Annotated in this window: 14 protein-coding genes and 1 tRNA gene; 9 read left to right on the top strand and 6 right to left on the bottom strand. The window is 39.8% G+C overall.

Going from position 1 to position 19,374, the window contains the following annotated elements; translation table 11 throughout:
* Window positions 1–13 precede the first annotated feature (13 nt).
* Entirely contained in the window at window positions 14–262 is a 249-nt protein-coding gene (locus BHV72_RS01135; RefSeq protein ID WP_274666272.1) for a DUF3098 domain-containing protein, read from the top strand.
* On the opposite strand, the gene BHV72_RS01130 is transcribed toward BHV72_RS01135, so the two are convergent.
* On the bottom strand, window positions 263–1,438 hold the full coding sequence (locus BHV72_RS01130) for a sugar MFS transporter (protein WP_286853618.1): 1,176 nt from the start codon (window positions 1,436–1,438) through the stop codon (window positions 263–265).
* Window positions 1,439–1,761: 323 nt separating this feature from the next.
* Between BHV72_RS01130 and BHV72_RS01125 the strand changes: the two genes are divergently transcribed.
* From BHV72_RS01125 to BHV72_RS01105, 5 genes are read left to right on the top strand one after another with little or no spacing between them, the layout of a single operon-like run.
* Window positions 1,762–3,276, top strand: a complete 1,515-nt coding sequence (locus tag BHV72_RS01125; RefSeq protein ID WP_022043069.1) for a 4Fe-4S binding protein — start codon at window positions 1,762–1,764, stop codon at window positions 3,274–3,276.
* 19 nt (window positions 3,277–3,295) lie between these two features.
* Window positions 3,296–4,699 (top strand): aldo/keto reductase, encoded by a 1,404-nt coding sequence (locus BHV72_RS01120; RefSeq protein ID WP_055171438.1) that lies wholly within the window; start codon window positions 3,296–3,298, stop codon window positions 4,697–4,699.
* A complete protein-coding gene (locus BHV72_RS01115; protein ID WP_005681172.1) occupies window positions 4,699–5,118 on the top strand; it encodes a DUF1893 domain-containing protein in 420 nt (139 codons plus the stop codon). The genes BHV72_RS01120 and BHV72_RS01115 overlap by 1 nt, the downstream gene beginning before the upstream one ends.
* 16 nt (window positions 5,119–5,134) lie before the next feature.
* On the top strand, window positions 5,135–7,024 hold the full coding sequence (locus tag BHV72_RS01110; RefSeq protein ID WP_286853612.1) for a TonB-dependent receptor: 1,890 nt from the start codon (window positions 5,135–5,137) through the stop codon (window positions 7,022–7,024).
* 12 nt (window positions 7,025–7,036) lie between these two features.
* Window positions 7,037–7,549: a hypothetical protein gene (locus BHV72_RS01105; protein WP_005675772.1), complete on the top strand. Its 513-nt coding sequence runs from the start codon at window positions 7,037–7,039 to the stop codon at window positions 7,547–7,549.
* A gap of 61 nt (window positions 7,550–7,610) precedes the next feature.
* Here BHV72_RS01105 and BHV72_RS01100 read toward each other — a convergent pair whose 3' ends face one another.
* The 5 genes from BHV72_RS01100 to BHV72_RS01080 all read right to left on the bottom strand — a co-directional run bounded on the left by BHV72_RS01100 (window position 7,611) and on the right by BHV72_RS01080 (window position 16,522).
* The gene (locus BHV72_RS01100; RefSeq protein WP_195578820.1) at window positions 7,611–11,603 is read right to left on the bottom strand and encodes a hybrid sensor histidine kinase/response regulator transcription factor; all 3,993 of its coding nucleotides are present in this window, start codon (window positions 11,601–11,603) and stop codon (window positions 7,611–7,613) included.
* A 153-nt stretch (window positions 11,604–11,756) separates the two neighbouring features.
* Window positions 11,757–12,941: an ABC transporter permease gene (locus BHV72_RS01095; RefSeq protein ID WP_122295399.1), complete on the bottom strand. Its 1,185-nt coding sequence runs from the start codon at window positions 12,939–12,941 to the stop codon at window positions 11,757–11,759.
* Window positions 12,925–14,109: an ABC transporter permease gene (locus BHV72_RS01090; RefSeq protein WP_122295398.1), complete on the bottom strand. Its 1,185-nt coding sequence runs from the start codon at window positions 14,107–14,109 to the stop codon at window positions 12,925–12,927. The genes BHV72_RS01095 and BHV72_RS01090 overlap by 17 nt, the downstream gene beginning before the upstream one ends.
* A gap of 7 nt (window positions 14,110–14,116) precedes the next feature.
* A complete protein-coding gene (locus tag BHV72_RS01085) occupies window positions 14,117–15,103 on the bottom strand; it encodes an HlyD family secretion protein (RefSeq protein ID WP_005675778.1) in 987 nt (328 codons plus the stop codon).
* Window positions 15,104–15,109: 6 nt separating this feature from the next.
* Window positions 15,110–16,522: a TolC family protein gene (locus BHV72_RS01080; RefSeq protein ID WP_122295397.1), complete on the bottom strand. Its 1,413-nt coding sequence runs from the start codon at window positions 16,520–16,522 to the stop codon at window positions 15,110–15,112.
* Window positions 16,523–16,762: 240 nt separating this feature from the next.
* Between BHV72_RS01080 and BHV72_RS01075 the strand changes: the two genes are divergently transcribed.
* The 3 genes from BHV72_RS01075 to BHV72_RS01065 all read left to right on the top strand — a co-directional run bounded on the left by BHV72_RS01075 (window position 16,763) and on the right by BHV72_RS01065 (window position 19,365).
* Window positions 16,763–16,835, top strand: a tRNA-Gly gene (locus BHV72_RS01075).
* Window positions 16,836–17,018: 183 nt separating this feature from the next.
* The gene (gene proS, locus BHV72_RS01070) at window positions 17,019–18,512 is read left to right on the top strand and encodes a proline--tRNA ligase (protein ID WP_005675780.1); all 1,494 of its coding nucleotides are present in this window, start codon (window positions 17,019–17,021) and stop codon (window positions 18,510–18,512) included.
* A 175-nt stretch (window positions 18,513–18,687) separates the two neighbouring features.
* Entirely contained in the window at window positions 18,688–19,365 is a 678-nt protein-coding gene (locus tag BHV72_RS01065; protein WP_022041509.1) for a response regulator transcription factor, read from the top strand.
* Window positions 19,366–19,374: the final 9 nt, after the last annotated feature.

Genomic DNA, 19,374 nt, shown 5'->3' with positions numbered 1-19,374 from the left:
ACGGAAGAAGAATATGAAATCAAAAATAATGAAACAGAAAGAGACAGAAACAGTATTTAGCAGAAGAAATTATATAATTCTGCTAATTGGTTCGGTAGTAATAATAGTAGGTTATCTATTCATGAGCGGTGAGGGGAGTACCCCTGCCGCCTACAACCCTGATATATTCAGCGGATTGCGTATAAAAGTAGCACCCGTAGTATGTCTGATAGGATATTTGATAAATATATTCGGTATTCTATACCGCCCCAGGCGGAGTTAATTATCTCAATGTTTTCCATGCATACATCATCACCACTATGAATGAAAGCAACGGAACGATGAATGAGAAGGACATTGTAGTCTGGTCTGCTACATATCCCATGAGCAAGGGGCCGACAGCCCCTCCAATGGGAGACATCATTAAATAAGAGGATGCACGTTTGGTATGATTGCCCAGTCCCCGTAATGAAAGTGCAAAAATAGTAGGAAACATAATTGCTTCAAAAGCGTAACCCAAGAAAAGAGCTATCAGTGATATGATCCCCAGATTCAGTACAATTAAAGAACTTGTTACGACTGTACCGACAGCACAAAAGAACAATACTTTCTCTGCCCGTATCTGTCGCATCACCCAACTACCGGCAAATCGTCCGCACATAAATAGCCCCAGACCACCGAACGAAAGAATCACAGAAGCATCGCGGGCGTTCATCCAGCCGTCATCTACCACATAATTAATAAAAAAACTATTAATAGAGATTTCTGCAATTTCATAACAGAATAAAGCTGCGATACCAAAAATAAAAAGCTTGTGTGACCAGAGTCCCTGTGCCTGCCCCTGTTTATCCGTGTCTTCTTCATGGATAATCTCCGGCAAACGGACTTTGTTAAATACTAAAGCAACTGCCAGTACAATGATTCCCATTAATGTATATGGCAATGAGATATTCGAACTACCTTCTTCCGAAAACAATAATAAACCTCCTATAAGCGGCCCGCAGATACAACCCAATCCGTTAAATGATTGTGCCAGATTTAATCGGCTGGCGGCAGTTTCCCGTTCACCTAATTCCGTCATATAAGGATTGGCGGCTGTTTCCAAAAATACCAAACCGCAGGCAATGACAAACAGGGAGAAAAGGAAGAACTGAAACGACATCCAGTATTCACCGGGAATAAAAAGCAGAGAACCGATACCATAGAGCAACAAACCGAATACTACTCCTTTGCGATAGCCATATTTATTGATAAACAGTCCTGCTGGGATAGCCATGACGAAATATCCCAGATAAAACATGACTTGTACCCATGCCGAATGAGCACGGCTTATATTCATCACATCCTGAAAATGCTTGTTTAACACATCTAAAATAGCATGTGCAAATCCCCATAGAAAGAAAAGGGAAGTGACCAGAATAAAAGGAATCTGATATTCCTTCTTGACTAATTTCTGCATAGTGAGTTTATTAAAAAAGAGCGTTCTTTGCCTTCGGGGCACAAAGATAGGCAAAATGACGATAAGATGTTCATATCATGATATCGCTTTTACAAAAAAGAATAATAGGTAACAAAAAAAGATTTAGCCCGTCTATAAACAGTGATTCTGTAATATTGGTATAATAATCTGTAATCTATCTACTTTGCGAATATTTAAAATCGAGTATATTTGCTGCATAAATTATTAGTATAAATAAAGTATATGATGCTAAAAAAAGTAATGAGTGCTTGATTAATCTGTAATATAGATATAAACTACTATAAAAAGAAAACAATTTAATTATGTTACGTACTATCAGACTTACAGCCGCGATTGTGTGTTTTACACTTGTCACCCTGTTATTTCTCGACTTTACAGGGACATTGCATACATGGTTCGGATGGCTGGCAAAAATTCAATTCCTGCCGGCTGTATTAGCCTTGAATATAGGTGTGGTATTATTCCTTATCATACTTACAATCTTGTTCGGGCGTATTTATTGTTCGGTCATTTGTCCTTTGGGAGTATTTCAGGATGCTATTTCGTGGGTATCCGGCAAACGTAAAAAGAATCGTTTCCGTTATTCTCCGGCTATGAAATGGCTCCGCTATGGCGTTTTAGCAGTGTTTATTATTGCAATGATTGTAGGCTTGAATGCTTTGGCAATTCTGATAGCACCTTATAGCGCGTATGGGCGAATGGTCTCTGCTTTGTTCGCTCCGGTTTGGCAGTGGGGAAACAACCTTCTGGCATACTTTGCCGAACGGGCCGGCAGTTATGCTTTTTATGAAGTGGACGTATGGATAAAAAGTTTTTCTACTTTGGTTATTGCCGTGGTTACTCTAATTGTACTTATTATATTGGCATGGCGTAATGGACGGACTTACTGTAATACGATTTGTCCGGTAGGTACGGTATTAGGATTCATATCCCGATATTCTATCTTCAAACCGGTGATTGATACTTCCAAATGTAACGGATGCGGATTATGTGCGCGTAATTGTAAGGCGTCCTGTATTGATGCGAAAGCGCATAAAATAGATTATAGCCGTTGCGTCGTTTGTATGAACTGCTTGGGAAAATGTAAGAAAGGGGCTATTAAATACACAAGACGTATCCCCGAAATAGAAGCGGAACCTGAGATGATAACTACCTCCAAAGCTAAATCCGTTACTACGGAGCAAGTAGACAATGCTCGCCGCAGTTTTCTTTCTGCATCGGCTATCTTCGCAACCACCGCCGCACTAAAAGCACAGGAAAAGAAAGTGGACGGCGGACTGGCAACCATTGAAGACAAGAAGATTCCCCATCGGGAAAATCCCATTTTACCTCCCGGTTCATTAAGTGCGCGCAATTTTGCACAGCATTGCACAGCCTGTCAATTATGTGTTTCGGTTTGTCCTAATCAGGTACTCCGCCCTTCTGGCAATTTGTTGACTTTGATGCAGCCGGAAATGTCTTATGAACGTGGCTATTGTCGTCCTGAATGTGCAAAATGCGCGGAGGTCTGTCCTACGGACGCTATTCATCTGACCAGCCTTGCTGATAAGTCTGCCATTCAAATCGGCCATGCCGTATGGATTAAAGAAAACTGCGTACCGTTGACCGATGGAGTTGAATGTGGCAACTGTGCGCGTCATTGTCCGACCGGTGCTATCCAAATGGTAGTTTCCGATCCGGATATGGCGGATTCTCCCAAAATTCCGGTTGTGAATGCGGAAAAATGCATTGGCTGCGGAGCTTGTGAGAATCTATGTCCGTCCCGTCCTTTCAGTGCTATTTATGTGACAGGACATCAGATGCATAGAATTATATAATCTAAATTGAGATGAGATTATGGAAGAAAAGAATAAAAAGAACATAAACAGAAGAGATTTTATTAAAATTGTAGGTATCAGTGCAGCTACATCAACAGCCATATTATACGGATGTTCTTCTAAAGGTACTTCCTCATCAAGTAGTGTATCGGGAGAAGGGGAAATACCTACTGACAAAATGACCTACCGTACTTCGCCAACAACAGGTGACCGTGTTTCACTTTTGGGATACGGTTGTATGCGTTGGCCTCTTAAGCCATCTCCCGACGGTAACGGTGAGGTAATCGACCAAGACGCGGTGAATGGATTAGTAGATTATGCTATTGCTCACGGAGTAAACTATTTCGATACATCTCCGGCTTATGTGCAAGGTTTTTCTGAAAAGGCAACAGGCATTGCATTAAGCCGCCACCCGCGTGACAAATATTTTATTGCCACCAAACTGTCCAATTTCTCGCCGGACACATGGTCTCGTGAGGCTTCACTTAGAATGTATCATAAATCATTTACAGAGCTTCAAGTAGATTATATTGACTATATGTTGCTTCATGGTATCGGTATGGGAGGAATGGATGCACTTAAAGGACGGTATCTGGACAATGGTATGCTCGACTTCCTGATTAAAGAGCGTGAAGCGGGACGTATCCGGAATCTCGGATTTTCTTATCATGGGGATATTGAAGTTTATGATTATCTCCTCTCCCGGCATGATGAAATAAAGTGGGACTTTGTGCAGATACAGCTAAACTATGTTGACTGGAAACATGCCAAAGAGACAAATACCCGAAATACCGACGCAGAATATCTGTACGGTGAATTGGCTAAAAGAGGAATCCCTTCTATTATTATGGAGCCGTTGTTGGGCGGACGTCTGTCTAAGTTGAATGATAATTTAGTAGCACGACTCAAACAGCGCCGTCCTGAAAACAGTGTTGCATCGTGGGCATTCCGTTTTGCCGGTTCTTTTCCGGATATATTGACCGTACTAAGCGGTATGACTTATATGGAACATTTACAAGATAATCTCCGTACCTATTCACCATTGGAACCACTTACTGATGAAGAAAAAGAATTTCTTGAAGAAACGGCGCAATTAATGTTGAAATACCCTACCATTCCTTGCAATGACTGTAAATATTGTATGCCCTGTCCGTATGGGTTGGATATTCCGGCTATACTGTTACATTATAATCGTTGTGTCAACGAGGGCAATGTCCCTGAAAACGGGCAAGATGAAAATTATGCGAAAGCACGCCGGGCATTTCTTATCGGTTATGATCGCAGCGTGCCCAAACTCCGACAGGCCAGTCATTGTATCGGATGTAATCAGTGTGTGTCACATTGTCCGCAGAATATTGATATACCGAAAGAATTGCATCGGATAGACCAATTTGTAGAACAACTGAAACAAGGGACTTTATAATGGAAGAATTAATCAATCTACTACATACAGGAGGATATTCCTGTGTGATAGCCAACGAAGGAAAGATTCGCACTTTTACCCAACGCGGAGTAGCCGATTTATACGATTTGCTGACCCGGGAGCCGGAGTTCCTGAAAGGAGCTCTGATTGCTGATAAAGTAGTTGGGAAAGGAGCTGCCGCCCTCATGATTTTAGGTGGTATAAAAGAGTTATATACAGATGTTGTCAGTTCAAACGCTATGGACTTGTTTCAGACATCAGATGTAAAAGTAGACTTTGTACAGGAAGTGCCCTTTATATGGAATCGCGACCATACAGGCTGGTGTCCCGTAGAAACTATGTGCAGTGAAGAGGAATCGGCCGAAGCTATTTTGCAGCTGATTCGTGGCTTTCTCGAAAGAATCAAAAATAAAGAGTAAAAATACAGACTAAAGTATGAGAAAGAATACAGCTCGTTTATTTCTATTCAGTAGTCTGTTGTCCATTTCGGGAATGGCAGAAAACAGAAAAGACAGTACGCAAGTAGGACGAAATTATGTTATTGATGAGGTCGTAGTTACCGGAACACGCAATGAAACGGATATACGCCATTTGCCTATGACTATTTCCATTGTCAATAGACAACAGATAGAAAAAAGGTATGAACCTTCCTTGTTGCCATTATTGACCGAACAAGTACCGGGGTTGTTTACTACCAGTCGTGGTATTATGGGATATGGTGTGTCTACAGGTGCAGCAGGTGGCATGAGTTTACGGGGGATTGGTGGTAGTCCGACAGCGGGGCTATTAGTCTTAATTGATGGTCACCCGCAATATATGGGGCTAATGGGACATCCGATAGCAGATGCCTACCAATCCATGCTGGCAGAAAGGGTAGAGGTTCTACGTGGTCCTGCATCTGTCCTTTATGGTTCGAATGCAATGGGCGGAGTTATCAATATTGTTACCCGTAAACAACAGGAAGAAGGGGTGAAGAACAATATGCAAGTAGGTTATGGTTCTTATAATACTTTGCAGACAGAATTTTCAAATCGGGTGAAGAAAGGGTGTTTCAGCAGTGTCGTGACAGGTTCATACAACCGGACGGATGGACATCGTCCCGATATGGAGTTCGAGCAATATGGAGGATATGCCAAACTAGGCTATGACTTTAGTACTTTCTGGAAAGTATGGGGAGATATAAATGTAACGCATTTCAATGCTTCCAATCCAGGAACGGTTCAAACTCCGCTTTTCGACAATGATTCACGCATCACTCGCGGCATGACTTCGTTTGCTTTAGAGAATCATTATGAAAAGACTTCAGGTACCTTGAGCTTTTTCTACAACTGGGGACGGCATAAGATAAACGACGGATATAAAACTGGAGAAGAACCACAAAAGTCACATTTTAATTCCAAAGACCGGATGCTGGGTATATCGTGGTATCAGAGTGCCACTCTTTTCACGGGTAACCGTGTGACAACAGGATTTGATTATCAACATTTCGGAGGGGAATCTTGGAATAAAGTTCTGGCTACGGGCGAACGCAAATCGGGAGTAGATAAGCAAATGGATGAATTTGCAGGGTATATTGACTTTCGTCAGGATATAAATAGCTGGTTATCTCTGGATGCAGGAGTCCGTGTAGATCATCATTCTCATGTCGGTACAGAATGGATTCCACAAGGAGGTCTGGCATTTCATTTTCCGAAAAATACGGAAGTAAAAGCAATGGTAAGTAAAGGCTATCGCAATCCGACTATCCGGGAAATGTATATGTTTGCTCCTGCCAATCCCGAGTTGGAGCCTGAAAAGATGATTAATTATGAGTTCTCGTACTCTCAATGTTTATTGGAAGGAGCATTGTCTTACGGAGTGAAACTTTACTACATCAATGGCGACAATATTATTATGAGTAATGGATTGACGCCTCCTTTGAATATCAACTCCGGAGAAATTGAAAACTGGGGCATTGAAACCAATGTCGGCTATCGTATTAACTCTCATTGGAACATCTATGCCAATTATAGTTGGCTGCACATGGAAAATCCCGTTCTAGCCGCTCCTGAACATAAACTATATGCAGGTATGGACTATACCTCCGGTCGTTGGAATATTTCAACAGGCTTTCAATATGTGAGCGGACTTTATTCCTCCGTTACAAAGGGGCATGAGCAACAAGAAAATTTTGTTCTATGGAATCTTCGAGGCAACTATCGTATATGTCATTTTGCAGATATCTTTGTCAAAGGAGAGAATTTGTTAGCGCAACGATATGAAATAAATGCAGGCTATCCTATGCCAAAAGCAACATTTATGGGTGGCATTAATGTGAATTTTTAAAATAATGAAGATATGGAAACAACAACCGTGAAACTCTATTCGTTGGATTACAGCAACGTAAAGACCTATTGGGCAGCCTCGTTATTCATCATTGGTAACATCCTTTTTCCCAAACTCTTTCATCTCATTCCACAAGGAGGAATAACTTGGCTGCCAATCTACTTCTTTACACTGATTGGGGCTTATAAATATGGTTGGAAAGTCGGTTTACTGACTGCCGTCTTATCACCGGCTATAAATTCTCTACTGTTTAGTATGCCGGCTCCCGCCACATTACCTGTAATTTTATTGAAATCCGTATTATTGGCTATTGCTGCCGGATGGACAGCGCAACACTTCAGACGTATTTCTGTCATAATGCTGATAGGGGTAGTATTTGCCTATCAGGTAGCAGGTACATTAGGAGAATGGATATACATTGGTAATTTTTATAATGCTATCCAGGATTTCCGCATTGGAATTCCCGGGATGTGTCTGCAAGTATTCGGGGGTTATCTTTTCATTAAGTATCTGATATGTAAATAACTCATTCGAAGAATAATTAAAGGAGGTAACTTTTTCCTAAAACGAGAAAGTTACCTCCTTTTTAGTCATCGGATAAATTGTCTTCCGTTATAATAGGAGAGGAGTTACTTCCTTCTTTTGCATATTTAGTCGGACTCATCTTATAATGTTTCTTGAATACCTCCCGGAAGTATTTGCTTTCAGAGAAGCCGGTCATATCTGAGATTTCGGCAATAGTATGTCCACCTTCTTTTAATAGTTGTGTAGCACGTTTCAAACGGGTAATTCGAATCAGATCTGTCGGAGACTGTCCTGTCAACGCCTTCAGTTTACAATAGAAACTAGTACGGCTCATGTGATGCAACTCACAAAGTACATCGACAGAGAAACCTGTATTATCCATATTTTCCTCAATACTTTTCTTTACAGCGGATATAAACTGCCAATCAAGACTGGTGGTTCCGTTTGCTGACGGTATCATAGGTTCCGAATCAATATCCAGATTAGCATATCTGCTACGTAACAACGCCCTGTTAGCCAATAAGTTTGCAATACTTGCTTTCAATATTCTCACGTTGAAAGGTTTGACAATATATGCGTCTGCACCGATTGACATCCCGTCAAGAATGTTGTTTTCATCTCCCAAAGCTGTAAGCAGCAGTACCGGAATATGTGATGTCTCAATATCATTTTTTATAGCGACACATAGCTCATCGCCTCTCATCTCCGGCATCATGATATCTGAAAGAATAAGGTCGGGCCAGAATTCTTTTGCAATAATTAGTGCTTCCCGCCCATTTCCGCAAGCTTGTACGTGATACATCGAAGATAATGAACTGACCAGATAGGAACGCAATTCATCATTGTCTTCTACAATTAGAATACGTTGTGAGTTTGTTGTTTCTACGGTATTCACCGGTGTGGCAGAAATATTGGGAACCGTCAGTTCAGGAGTCTGTTCCAACGGTTTGGCTGGTGGAATCAAACCCGCATTCTGAAAATGCTTATTACTTTTCGGGAAAACAATCCTGACAGTAGTTCCTTGATGTTCTATACTTTCCACATTAATCTTACCACCATGAAGACGAACTAATTTTCCTACCAGCATTAGCCCGATGCCACTACCCGTAACTTTGGAATTAATAGCATTACTGGCTCGGAAATGGAGCTTGAACAACTTACTCTGCTCACTGGATGGAATTCCAATGCCCGTATCCTCAATTATTACTTTCCAAGAATCATTACTTTCGGATACTGAAACACTTACTTTACCATTCTCCGGAGTGTATTTTAGTGAATTTGATAAAATGTTTTTTAGAATTGAATCCATTTTCTCCTTATCAAACCACACATTCAAATAACTGAAAGAACTCTCATAGGTGAAGTCAATATGTTTGATAGCAGCATAGGAAGAAAAAGTTTCATATACTTCGTGCATATAGGTGTTCAACTCATATTCGGAAACACACAATTCTGAAGAATACACATCCGCACGCTCAAAATTAATAAGATTGTTGGTTAACCGTAAAAGAGTCCCCACATTTCTTAATGCAGTATTTGCACGAGTTATTCCGTTGGCGGATAAAGGTTCTTCATCCAGCAGTTCCTCTAAAGGAGCTTTAATCAGAGTTAGCGGAGTACGTATGTCATGAGCTGTATTAATGAAGAAACTCGTCTTTTCATCTGAAATTTTCTTTTGCTTTCTTAAATTCATAACCCGTAGAATAAAGATGAATCCCAAAATTACTAATAACACGTAACAAGTGATTGCCCACCAACTAGACCAAAAAGGGTGCGTAACGACAATTCTCATTGTACGCTCTTCAAAAACAATATCATGTTCTTCCCTTGAAATGGCACGTACATAAAGAGTATATTTTCCCGGTGGCAAATTGGTATAACGAATCAGATTGGCTGCTCCCGGTTCGGTCCATTTTTCGAAGAAACCATCCAACTTCCATGCATAGAGAGCATTTCCCGGAGAATCATAGTTGATAGTGGAAACTCTGAATGAGAATGTATTCTGATTATATTTCAGCTCCAACACATCCGTATCATTAATACTTTTCTCCAATGGAGAATCTTCTTCTCCCGGATATACAGGCTGGTATGAAATATTCAAATCGCTGAATATCATCTTTGTATATACATAATCGGGGAACTTTACATTTTGGGGAAGTTCGATAGCTCCGTCCGTACTACCAAATACAAAGTTCTTATTTTTACGTAATACTCCGGATGAAGCATTGAAATAGGCAGGCAATAATCCTTCTCCTTTGGTCCAGTTATGGAATATTTTTTCCTTCGTATGAAAACTGGTGACCCCATTTTCCGTACTCATCATGATTCGTCCGTCAACTTCAGGCAAAATAGTAAAAATGCTGTTGGAAACAAGTGCGGAATTTTTAGCTATATAATGCTCAAATTTCTTATTTTGTGCATCATATATAAATACTCCCGCTCCATTCGTACCAACATATAGCAGTCCGTTATCTGCTTGATAAAGCGTATTGATGTAGGTCGATCCGGCTTCCAACTTAATATATTCGTATTTCCCGGAGTCTCTATTCAGCAAATACAATCCCATTGCCGTTCCGATCCACATATTATGACTATCTTTTTCGGCAATAGCTGTAATAGAACTTACTCCCGGATATAGGCGAACACTGTTAGTTGCCAAATCAAAGCATTTTAAATTATAGTATCCTCCCGACCATATATGTCCTTTTGAGTCTTTTATCATATCACGGATATATTTATCCGGGCGCATATTTATGTGTGAAAGTAAATAAGGAGAGAAATATTCCACGGATAAATCTGCTTTATTTATCTTGTATATACCGGAAGTATAGCCTCCTGCCCAGATAATGCCGGGTGAAACCTCACATAAAGTTATGAATATATGATTTTTGTCTTTTAGCTGATGATTGAAAGAACTCAGAAAAGAATGCCATTCTCCCGTTCCCGAATTGTAAAGACTAATGCCGTTACTCGTACCAAACCATAAATCTCCATCACTGTCTTCAATGACAGCGTGCACCTGGTCATTGACAATGGACTGCTTGTTGCCCATAGAGTGTTTCATCCAATGATAGTTTTCATAACGATAATCTATAACTGTAATTCCTGTGGGATAATTGGCAAGCCATATTCGTTTTGATTCATCAACAAATACGTCATTGATGTTGTCACCATTCATTTCATTATAGCTCTGGTAATTTGCTGATATGTAACGTTCTAATATGCATTTGTTCATGTCTAGCTTATATACGCCCATGCCTTCGGTTGCCACTAATAGTTCTGTTTCATTTAATGGTCTGATACGGGTTATATTCACATCACTAAGATCTGCTTCAGGCCGGATAATCTCTTGGGAAAGCATATCATATACAAAAATACCCCTCTCAAATGAGCCGATATATAATTTTTTTTGCTGTTGCTGGAAATACAACACACTTACTTGCGTATGAAAATAATCAAGCGTCTCGGTAGGGATAATTTGTAAAGCACCGTTTTCCAGTTTAGCATACCTCACGCCTGTTTCTGTTGCTATAAAGAAATGATTGTCATCTATCTGCTCTATGGCTGTAATATTGCTGTGTAGTATATTAGGGAACTGAAATGTATGAGCATTTTTGATATTGTATAATACAATAGAATCATTGCAGCATAACCAAATATTATTGTTGTGGTCTACATAACCATAATTAATCGTTTTCGATATATCCGGTAGTTTATATCCTATCGTAAAACGATCATATTGCTTTTCATATTGAAAGAGACGTCCTTTTCTGCCAATCACCCATAAACCTGCCTCCGGAGTAGCATATAACCAACCGAGGTGTATTTGGGAAGCAACGGAATTATCATCTTTGTTCAGTTTATAATGCTTTATATCTTTACCATTATAACGATCCATTCCTTCATTGGTGAGAAACCACATATAGCCTTGATCATCTTTCTGAATGTTGAATATCCTTCGATTACTTAATCCATTTTCTATTCCTATATATTTGTAAGTTTGTGCCGTGACCAGAATAGGAAACAAAAGGAAAATATATACAATGTATTTCATATAATCATTTATTTTTAAATTGTTTTTAACTGCTATTTAAAAATAATAGTTTACGAAACTATACAAAAGCGATGAGAAAAACAAAAAAATGTAGCACATTCTTATAGAAAACTTTCGTTTGGAAATTTTTTGTTTCCTAAGTTGATTATTTACTTAACGAAGTTGACTTTTCTGAAGCTTTTTTTGGTATACCCATATACTTAATATAAAATAAACGAGTACTTGAATCCATAAAGTAATGTATTCTGGTCGTATATCAGCCATACTTGCTCCCATTGAATTTAATTGTACAAAAGCAAGTGTTGCAGGAGCTGCCGGAAGAATATAATGTGCCGCTTTCCAATACCAAGGCATTAACTCCATTGGGTAAGAAACTCCGGAAAGGAAAATCAATCCGACTGAAAAGAAAGCTATCATTAACAAAGGTGCTTCCGAATCGGTAAAATAACGGGAAGCAGCCAGTCCGAGGAAAGAAGTAGCTATCAGGTAAGGAATCATTAATAGCACAATATACAGACCATTTCCAATATTGGGAATACTGAAAAAATAAGGGAGCAATCCTAATAAGAAGAAAGAAAAGATAGCATACAATCCGCAATATACAAATGTCTTTCCTGCTACAATGCGTATGGCGGCTGCCCAAGTATGGCCGAAAGGAGCGTAAGTACGGATTCCGTCTGAACTATATTCTTCTCCGGTCACCATACCGATAACCATTAGCAAAGTTTGAAATATAATAATCATCATAACGGCAGGAATCAGGTAGGAGCCATATCCTTCCGTATAATTATAAAGTGCGGTCCCTTCTACATTGATCGGTTTTGCCATAGTTACAGCCAATAATCCCTGTGGGGGCAGAAACACAGCTTCATCGGGTCGGTATTTATCGTTAATCGCCAACATCACACGTGACGAAGCTCCTTGTAAGGCTTCAAAGTACAAAAATGCATCAGTTGTTGCATAAAGGGAAAAAATAGATTCATCTCCACGAAATACCCGTGCCTCAAAATCGTGTGGCAGATACAGTATTCCTTGTACTTTGCCTCGTTTCATCCATTCTTTGGCTTCATTATAGTCCATTGCCTGACTGTAAACATCAGCTTGCGGAGTAGCATCTAGCCAACGGATAAAATTACGGCTCAACTCACTGTGCGAATTGTCGACTATGGCGATAGGGACATCTGTCACAATGTTAGGGGCATACATATAATTATAGAGTAACCCGTATACAAAAATACCTCCTATCAATACTAACAATACTGCATAGCTGGTACTGATAGCCAGAAATTCACGCTGAATGATGAATGATAACTGTTGTAATTTACTTAATGTTTTCATACTTATGACTTTCTATGGCTCTTTTTAAATGAGGAAGCAACGAAAAAGCGAGCAGGGGGAAAATACAAAGAAACATGGCCGATGGCCAAAGCTGGGTAAAACCGCCACTCCCGTAAAGCATATTCTGCATCATTTCCGTGAAATGCCGGACTGGGAAAAGATAGGAAGCATCCCGAACCAACGGATACATATTGGGAACAGGAAAAGTTACCCCGGATAAAGTAGCTCCCAAAGAGCCTACCATAGATACTATGCTAATAATCAGTGAAATGGCAGGAAATAATGAAAATAGGAACAATCCCAATGATTGTGTCGCAATAATGAAAAGCATTGTCATTATATTCATTAGCCACCAACTCCCTTGAAAGGGAATATGTAGAATTCCGAACATCACATAATTGGCCAGCCAACCTATCAGGATATATATAATAGTATAAGGCAACAGTTTTCCTAATATCGCCGTTACCATATTCCCTTTTGCAGCAACTAGCCAATCAGTTACTGTACGAAACTTGATTTCAATGCCGATTGCGTATACTGTAGTCAATAAAATTAATATTTGAAATAAGACAAAGAAAAATGGCTGGCTCAAATAAACGGAGTAATCCAGACTTGGATTATATATTGGATGATTGCTTGCCCGTACTGGCAATAAGAAAGTTGTAATCTGATCTTGTTCCACTCCCAGAGCAACAGCTTGCATCACAACAGGAGAGAGTGACACTGGAGCCAATGCTGTTTCGAATGCAGCCATTAACTCGCCACCTACAGACAATAAAGCATAATGATAGTAGTAGGAAAGAGTTGCATCTTGTCCTGTAATGGCGTCTTGTTCAAATTTGGGAGGAATAGAAAGATAACCATAAATTTCTTTTCTTTGTACGGCTTCCCGAGCGGCTGCTTCATTCACGAAATACTTTGTTACTTTAAAAGTCGGTACGGCAGATATATTTCGAATAATACTACGGGAAGTAGCGGTATTATCCTGATCGATAATGCCGATAGGAATATTTTCCATTTGTCCGTTGCCGAAAATAGTTGCCATAAAGAAGAGTGTGAATAATGGCAGGATGATGCAGACACCAAAATAAAGGCGTCGCGAAGTCATTCGTCGCCACTCCCGGAGTAGTACGGTACGAAAGGGTGAATATGTTTGTGATGGACTCATTCTTTTATTAATTTAACGTCAGTAATACAGACATTCCCGGACGCAAATCTTTTATCTTTTGAGTAGGGCGGGCGTGGATCTCAAACGTGCGCAGGTCATAACTACCAACTTGTTTGGTTGATTTCCAGGTTGCGAAACTACCTAACGGACTAATATAATAGATTTTAAATTCTATATTCTTTTTATCGATAGCAGGTACGTCTGCAACAAACGTTTCACCCATTTTAAATTGTGGCATTAAGTCTTCGCGTACATTAAGTACAACATGAACGTCATTCATGACTACCAGATTCATAATAGGAGTTCCCGGTGCGACCAATTCACCGCGTTTAGGGAAGATTGTGGCTATTTGTCCGTCTTCCGGTGCAGTCAACCGGGCATCTACCAGTAAGGCTGAGACTTCATCAACAGTACTTCGGGCAGCATCTACCATACTGGCGGCAGATGCTTTGTCTTCCGTCTGTGCACCATCCACTGCCATTTGATATTGTTCGTAAGCAGCGCGTTCGGCTGCTAATGCTGCCTTATACATAGCTTCTACTTCGTCTTTCCGTTGAGAAGTAACTACACTGTCCTTGTATAAAGTAAGTATACGATTATAAGTTATTTTCGCAAGTGACAGGTCGCTCTTAGTCTTGTTCCAGAGTTGCAATGCAGTGGCTACAATCTGTCGTCGGGTGCCGGCATCAATTTTTTTGTTTTGCAGTACTGCTACTTGCTCCAATGCATTGACTTGTTGAAACTTGGCGTGTACTTCCGGACTATTAATTACTACAAGAGTGTCTCCCTGACGCACCCAATCTCCCTCTTGAACGAGAAACGTATCAATGCGTCCGGGAAGTTTTCCGCTGATACGGATTTCTGTGGCCTCTGCTTCTCCTTGCAGAACCAGTGGTTGTTTGTGCATCAATATCATTCCAAGGGCGGTAAAGATACCGACGACTAGCAAAATAATAACAAAAGCCCATGAAAGGGTTCTACTAGTTGGTTTCATTGTTTGTTACGGTTTAGGTTGATAGTTTATAAATTGTTCAGGTGTACCACAAAGTGAAAGTAAATTCATTAGTGCTACATCATACTCATAATAGGCTGCCAGGCGAGCTACTTTTACACTGGCAAGCATTGTTTCGGCATCAATAACTTCGGTGGAAGTTGCCATTCCCTCTGCAAATGATTTCTTCCGGATACGTACAAGTTCCTCACTTAAAGCAATCGTAGTATTCAATGCTTTTGCATTATCCTGTGCTTTTTGCAATTGCGTATAGAGTTTATCTACTCCAACTGCTAGATCGTCACGGGCTTTCATCTGTCCGAGGGCTAATGTTTGTTGAGTTAATTTCGACTGCCGGATCTTCTTTTCACGATCTAATCCGTCGAATAGATTCCATGTAAAGCCAATGCCTATCATTGTACGTGGCAGTAAATTACTCTGAATGCCATGCGAATATAAGGTCTGTTTTCCGAAAAGGGCTATATTCGGCAGATAGCCGCTTTGAGCAATCTTCACTTCCTGTTTGGCAATATGTTCTTGTAGCTGTAACTGGTTAAGCATATAGTTCCCACTGTTAACAGATAGGTCGAAAAGCATTTTCGGCGGCAAAGAGTCATTCATAAAAAGTGGAGAAGTGGGAACAATGTTTTCATCCATATCTTTTTTATTCAGTAATACCTTGAGCGTATTTTGAACCACAGTTTCATCTTTTCGTGCAGCATCCAGTGTACGTTTGGCTTCGTCCATATTTACTTGGGCAAAAAGCCGTCCTGCTTTGTCAATCATTCCGGCAGCTTCCAGTTTCAGTGCATTCTCATAATGTTTTTGCAGTCCCTTATAAGTTTCTTCCCGAACGGTTACGATTTGCTGTGCCAGCCGTAATCCGTAATAACTTTCCGTTAACAGATTTTGTTGGGTAGCAACAGTCTGTGCCCGGTTTTCACGTGCCAAGTCTACCATTGTCCGACCGATATTAGTTGCATGAAATCGTTTTCCTCCGGAAAAGAGTACCCATTCTGCAGATAAATCAATAGAGGTTAAATTACGTGGAGTCAGGGGGAAAACAAGAGTATTTGCCCCTATCTGATCCAGAATCGCCGAAATAACTTGATCGTCCGGAATTATGGAATGTACAAAATTCTTTGCCGGATCTGTAAATTGAGACAACGGCTGTTTCACCTCGATCTTCTCCGACATATGTACAAATGCACCCGAAGATTGAAGACTGGGATACCAAAAAGCATTCAATTTATCTCGCTCTGCCTTAGCTATTTCTATACTTTTATCGGCTATCTTTAAGCTTTGATTTTCTTGTCGGAGTAGACGTAATGATTCCTCAAAACTCAATGAAACCTGTGCATCTGCCCAAATAGCAGAGAAACACAAAGCAAGTAGTACAAAAAGTGATTTATTTTTTTTCATGCTGGTTAGGTTAAATCTAAATTTGAGACTTTCTAACAGATGAAGGAACAGGTTTGTTCACTCCAATAAATGGAGAAACAACTTTTTAAACTCAATGAAAGAGTTATCGATTATTCTGATTTAGTTCAAAGTTATGTAATATTTCCCCTATTAAAAAATCAAGGATTTTATTTGAGATATAAAAATTATATTTACCTTTGCAGTGTAATTTAAAGGAAGATCCTTTAAACTGGTAAAAATGCGGTAGTAGCTCAGTTGGTAGAGCATTAGCTTCCCAAGCTAAGGGTCACGAGTTCGAGTCTCGCTTACCGCTCACGATAAAAGTCAGATAGTTATTTTTTAGCTATCTGGCTTTCTTTTTGTGACTGAAAGATAACAATGGGCAAAGTCTCTTTCTACTATGAAAATAATGCATGAAGAATAGGGCAGTTCATGCATTTTTCGTATTTTTGCACCCTGTTTTGACACTTATGAGTACTTTAAATAAAAAAATATAATGGCAAAAGAACTGAAAGACCTTACCAAACGTAGCGAGAATTACTCGCAATGGTATAACGATTTGGTGGTAAAAGCTGATTTGGCAGAACAATCTGCCGTACGCGGATGTATGGTGATTAAGCCTTACGGATACGCTATTTGGGAGAAAATGCAACGTCAACTGGACGATATGTTTAAAGAAACAGGTCACGTAAACGCATATTTCCCATTATTAATTCCGAAATCATTCCTGAGCCGTGAAGCTGAACACGTGGAAGGTTTCGCAAAAGAATGTGCCGTAGTGACACATTATCGTCTGAAAAATGCAGAAGACGGTTCGGGGGTAGTAGTAGACCCAGCCGCAAAATTGGAAGAAGAATTGATTATTCGTCCGACATCAGAAACAATTATCTGGAATACTTATAAAAACTGGATTCAATCTTATCGTGACCTGCCTATTCTTTGCAATCAGTGGGCGAACGTTTTCCGTTGGGAAATGCGTACTCGTCTGTTCTTGCGTACTGCTGAATTCTTGTGGCAAGAAGGACATACTGCCCATGCTACTCGCGAAGAAGCTGAAGAAGAAGCAGTAAGAATGCTGAATGTATATGGTGAATTTGCAGAGAAATATATGGCTGTTCCGGTTGTGAAAGGTGTAAAGTCTGCCAACGAGCGTTTTGCCGGTGCGCTTGACACTTACACTATCGAAGCTATGATGCAGGACGGAAAAGCACTGCAAAGTGGTACTTCTCATTTTCTGGGACAGAATTTTGCCAAGGCTTTCGACGTTCAGTTCGTGAACAAAGAGAATAAATTGGAATATGTATGGGCTACTTCATGGGGTGTTTCTACCCGCTTAATGGGTGCCCTGATTATGACTCATTCAGATGACAATGGACTGGTATTACCTCCGCATCTGGCTCCGATTCAAGTAGTTATTATTCCTATTTACAAGAACGATGAGCAACTGAAACAAATTGATGCCAAAGTAGCGGGTATTGTTACCAAGTTGAAAGCATTAGGTATTTCTGTTAAGTATGATAATGCAGATAATAAACGTCCAGGCTTCAAATTTGCAGATTATGAATTGAAAGGTGTACCTGTTCGTCTGGTTATGGGTGGACGTGATCTTGAAAACAATACAATGGAGGTAATGCGTCGCGATACACTTGAAAAAGAAACTATCACTTGCGAGGGCATTGAAGCTTATGTTCAGAACCTGCTCGAAGAAATTCAGGCTAATATCTACAAGAAAGCATTGGATTATCGTAATTCTAAAATTACAGTAGTAGACACATACGAAGAATTCAAGGAAAAGATAGAGGAAGGTGGTTTTATCTTGGCTCATTGGGATGGAACAACTGAAACAGAAGAAAAAATCAAAGAAGAAACGAAGGCAACTATCCGTTGTATTCCATTCGAGTCGTTCGTTCCGGGAGATAAAGAACCGGGCAAATGTATGGTAACAGGCAAACCGTCTGCTTGCCGTGTTATATTTGCACGCTCTTATTAAACTGTGCGGTTAAACAGTTGAAAGAAAGGTCTATTTATTTAATAAAGATATTACTTTCTCATACAAGAGTCCGAAGTTTCAGATTAAATTTCGGACTCTTTTTTTATCCATTTCAGTTTTTTTTCAGAAATATCCTCTTTCTTTGTATCATGTAAGAAAGAAAGGAGAAGATTTTATGAAGATATTAATTGTAGAAGATGAGCCCTCTTTAAGGGAACTAATTCAACGTTCACTGGAGAAAGAACGTTATGTTGTAGAAGCAGCAGGTGACTTCAACTCTGCTTTACGCAAAATTGAAGACTATGACTATGATTGTATCTTATTGGATATTATGTTACCGGACGGAAGTGGTCTTGACCTTCTAGAACGGTTGAAAGCCTTGCATAAACGGGAAAATGTGATTATAATTTCTGCCAAAGATTCTTTGGAAGATAAGGTCTTGGGATTAGAATTAGGTGCAGATGATTATTTGCCGAAACCGTTTCATCTAGCTGAATTAAATGCCCGGATAAAAAGTGTAATTCGCCGCAATCAGCATGACGGAGAAATTGATATCCGTCAGGGAAATGTACGGATAGAGCCGGATAAATATCGTGTTTTTGTCAATAATCAGGAACTGGAATTAAATAGAAAGGAGTATGATATCTTATTATACTTCATAAATCGCCCTGGACACTTGGTTAATAAAAATACATTGGCAGAGTCTGTATGGGGAGATCATATCGATCAAGTAGATAACTTCGATTTTATTTATGCCCAAATCAAAAATCTTCGTAAAAAGCTGAAGGATGCAGGAGCAGATCTTGAAATTAAAGCAGTTTACGGATTCGGTTACAAAATGATAGTAGAATAACAGAAACAA

This window comes from Bacteroides sp. 43_46 (assembly GCF_001915455.1).
Classification (GTDB): Bacteria; Bacteroidota; Bacteroidia; order Bacteroidales; family Bacteroidaceae; genus Bacteroides; species Bacteroides caccae.
The sequence above is the reverse complement of the archived record's forward strand: the minus strand, read 5'-3'. Positions and strand labels throughout refer to the sequence as shown.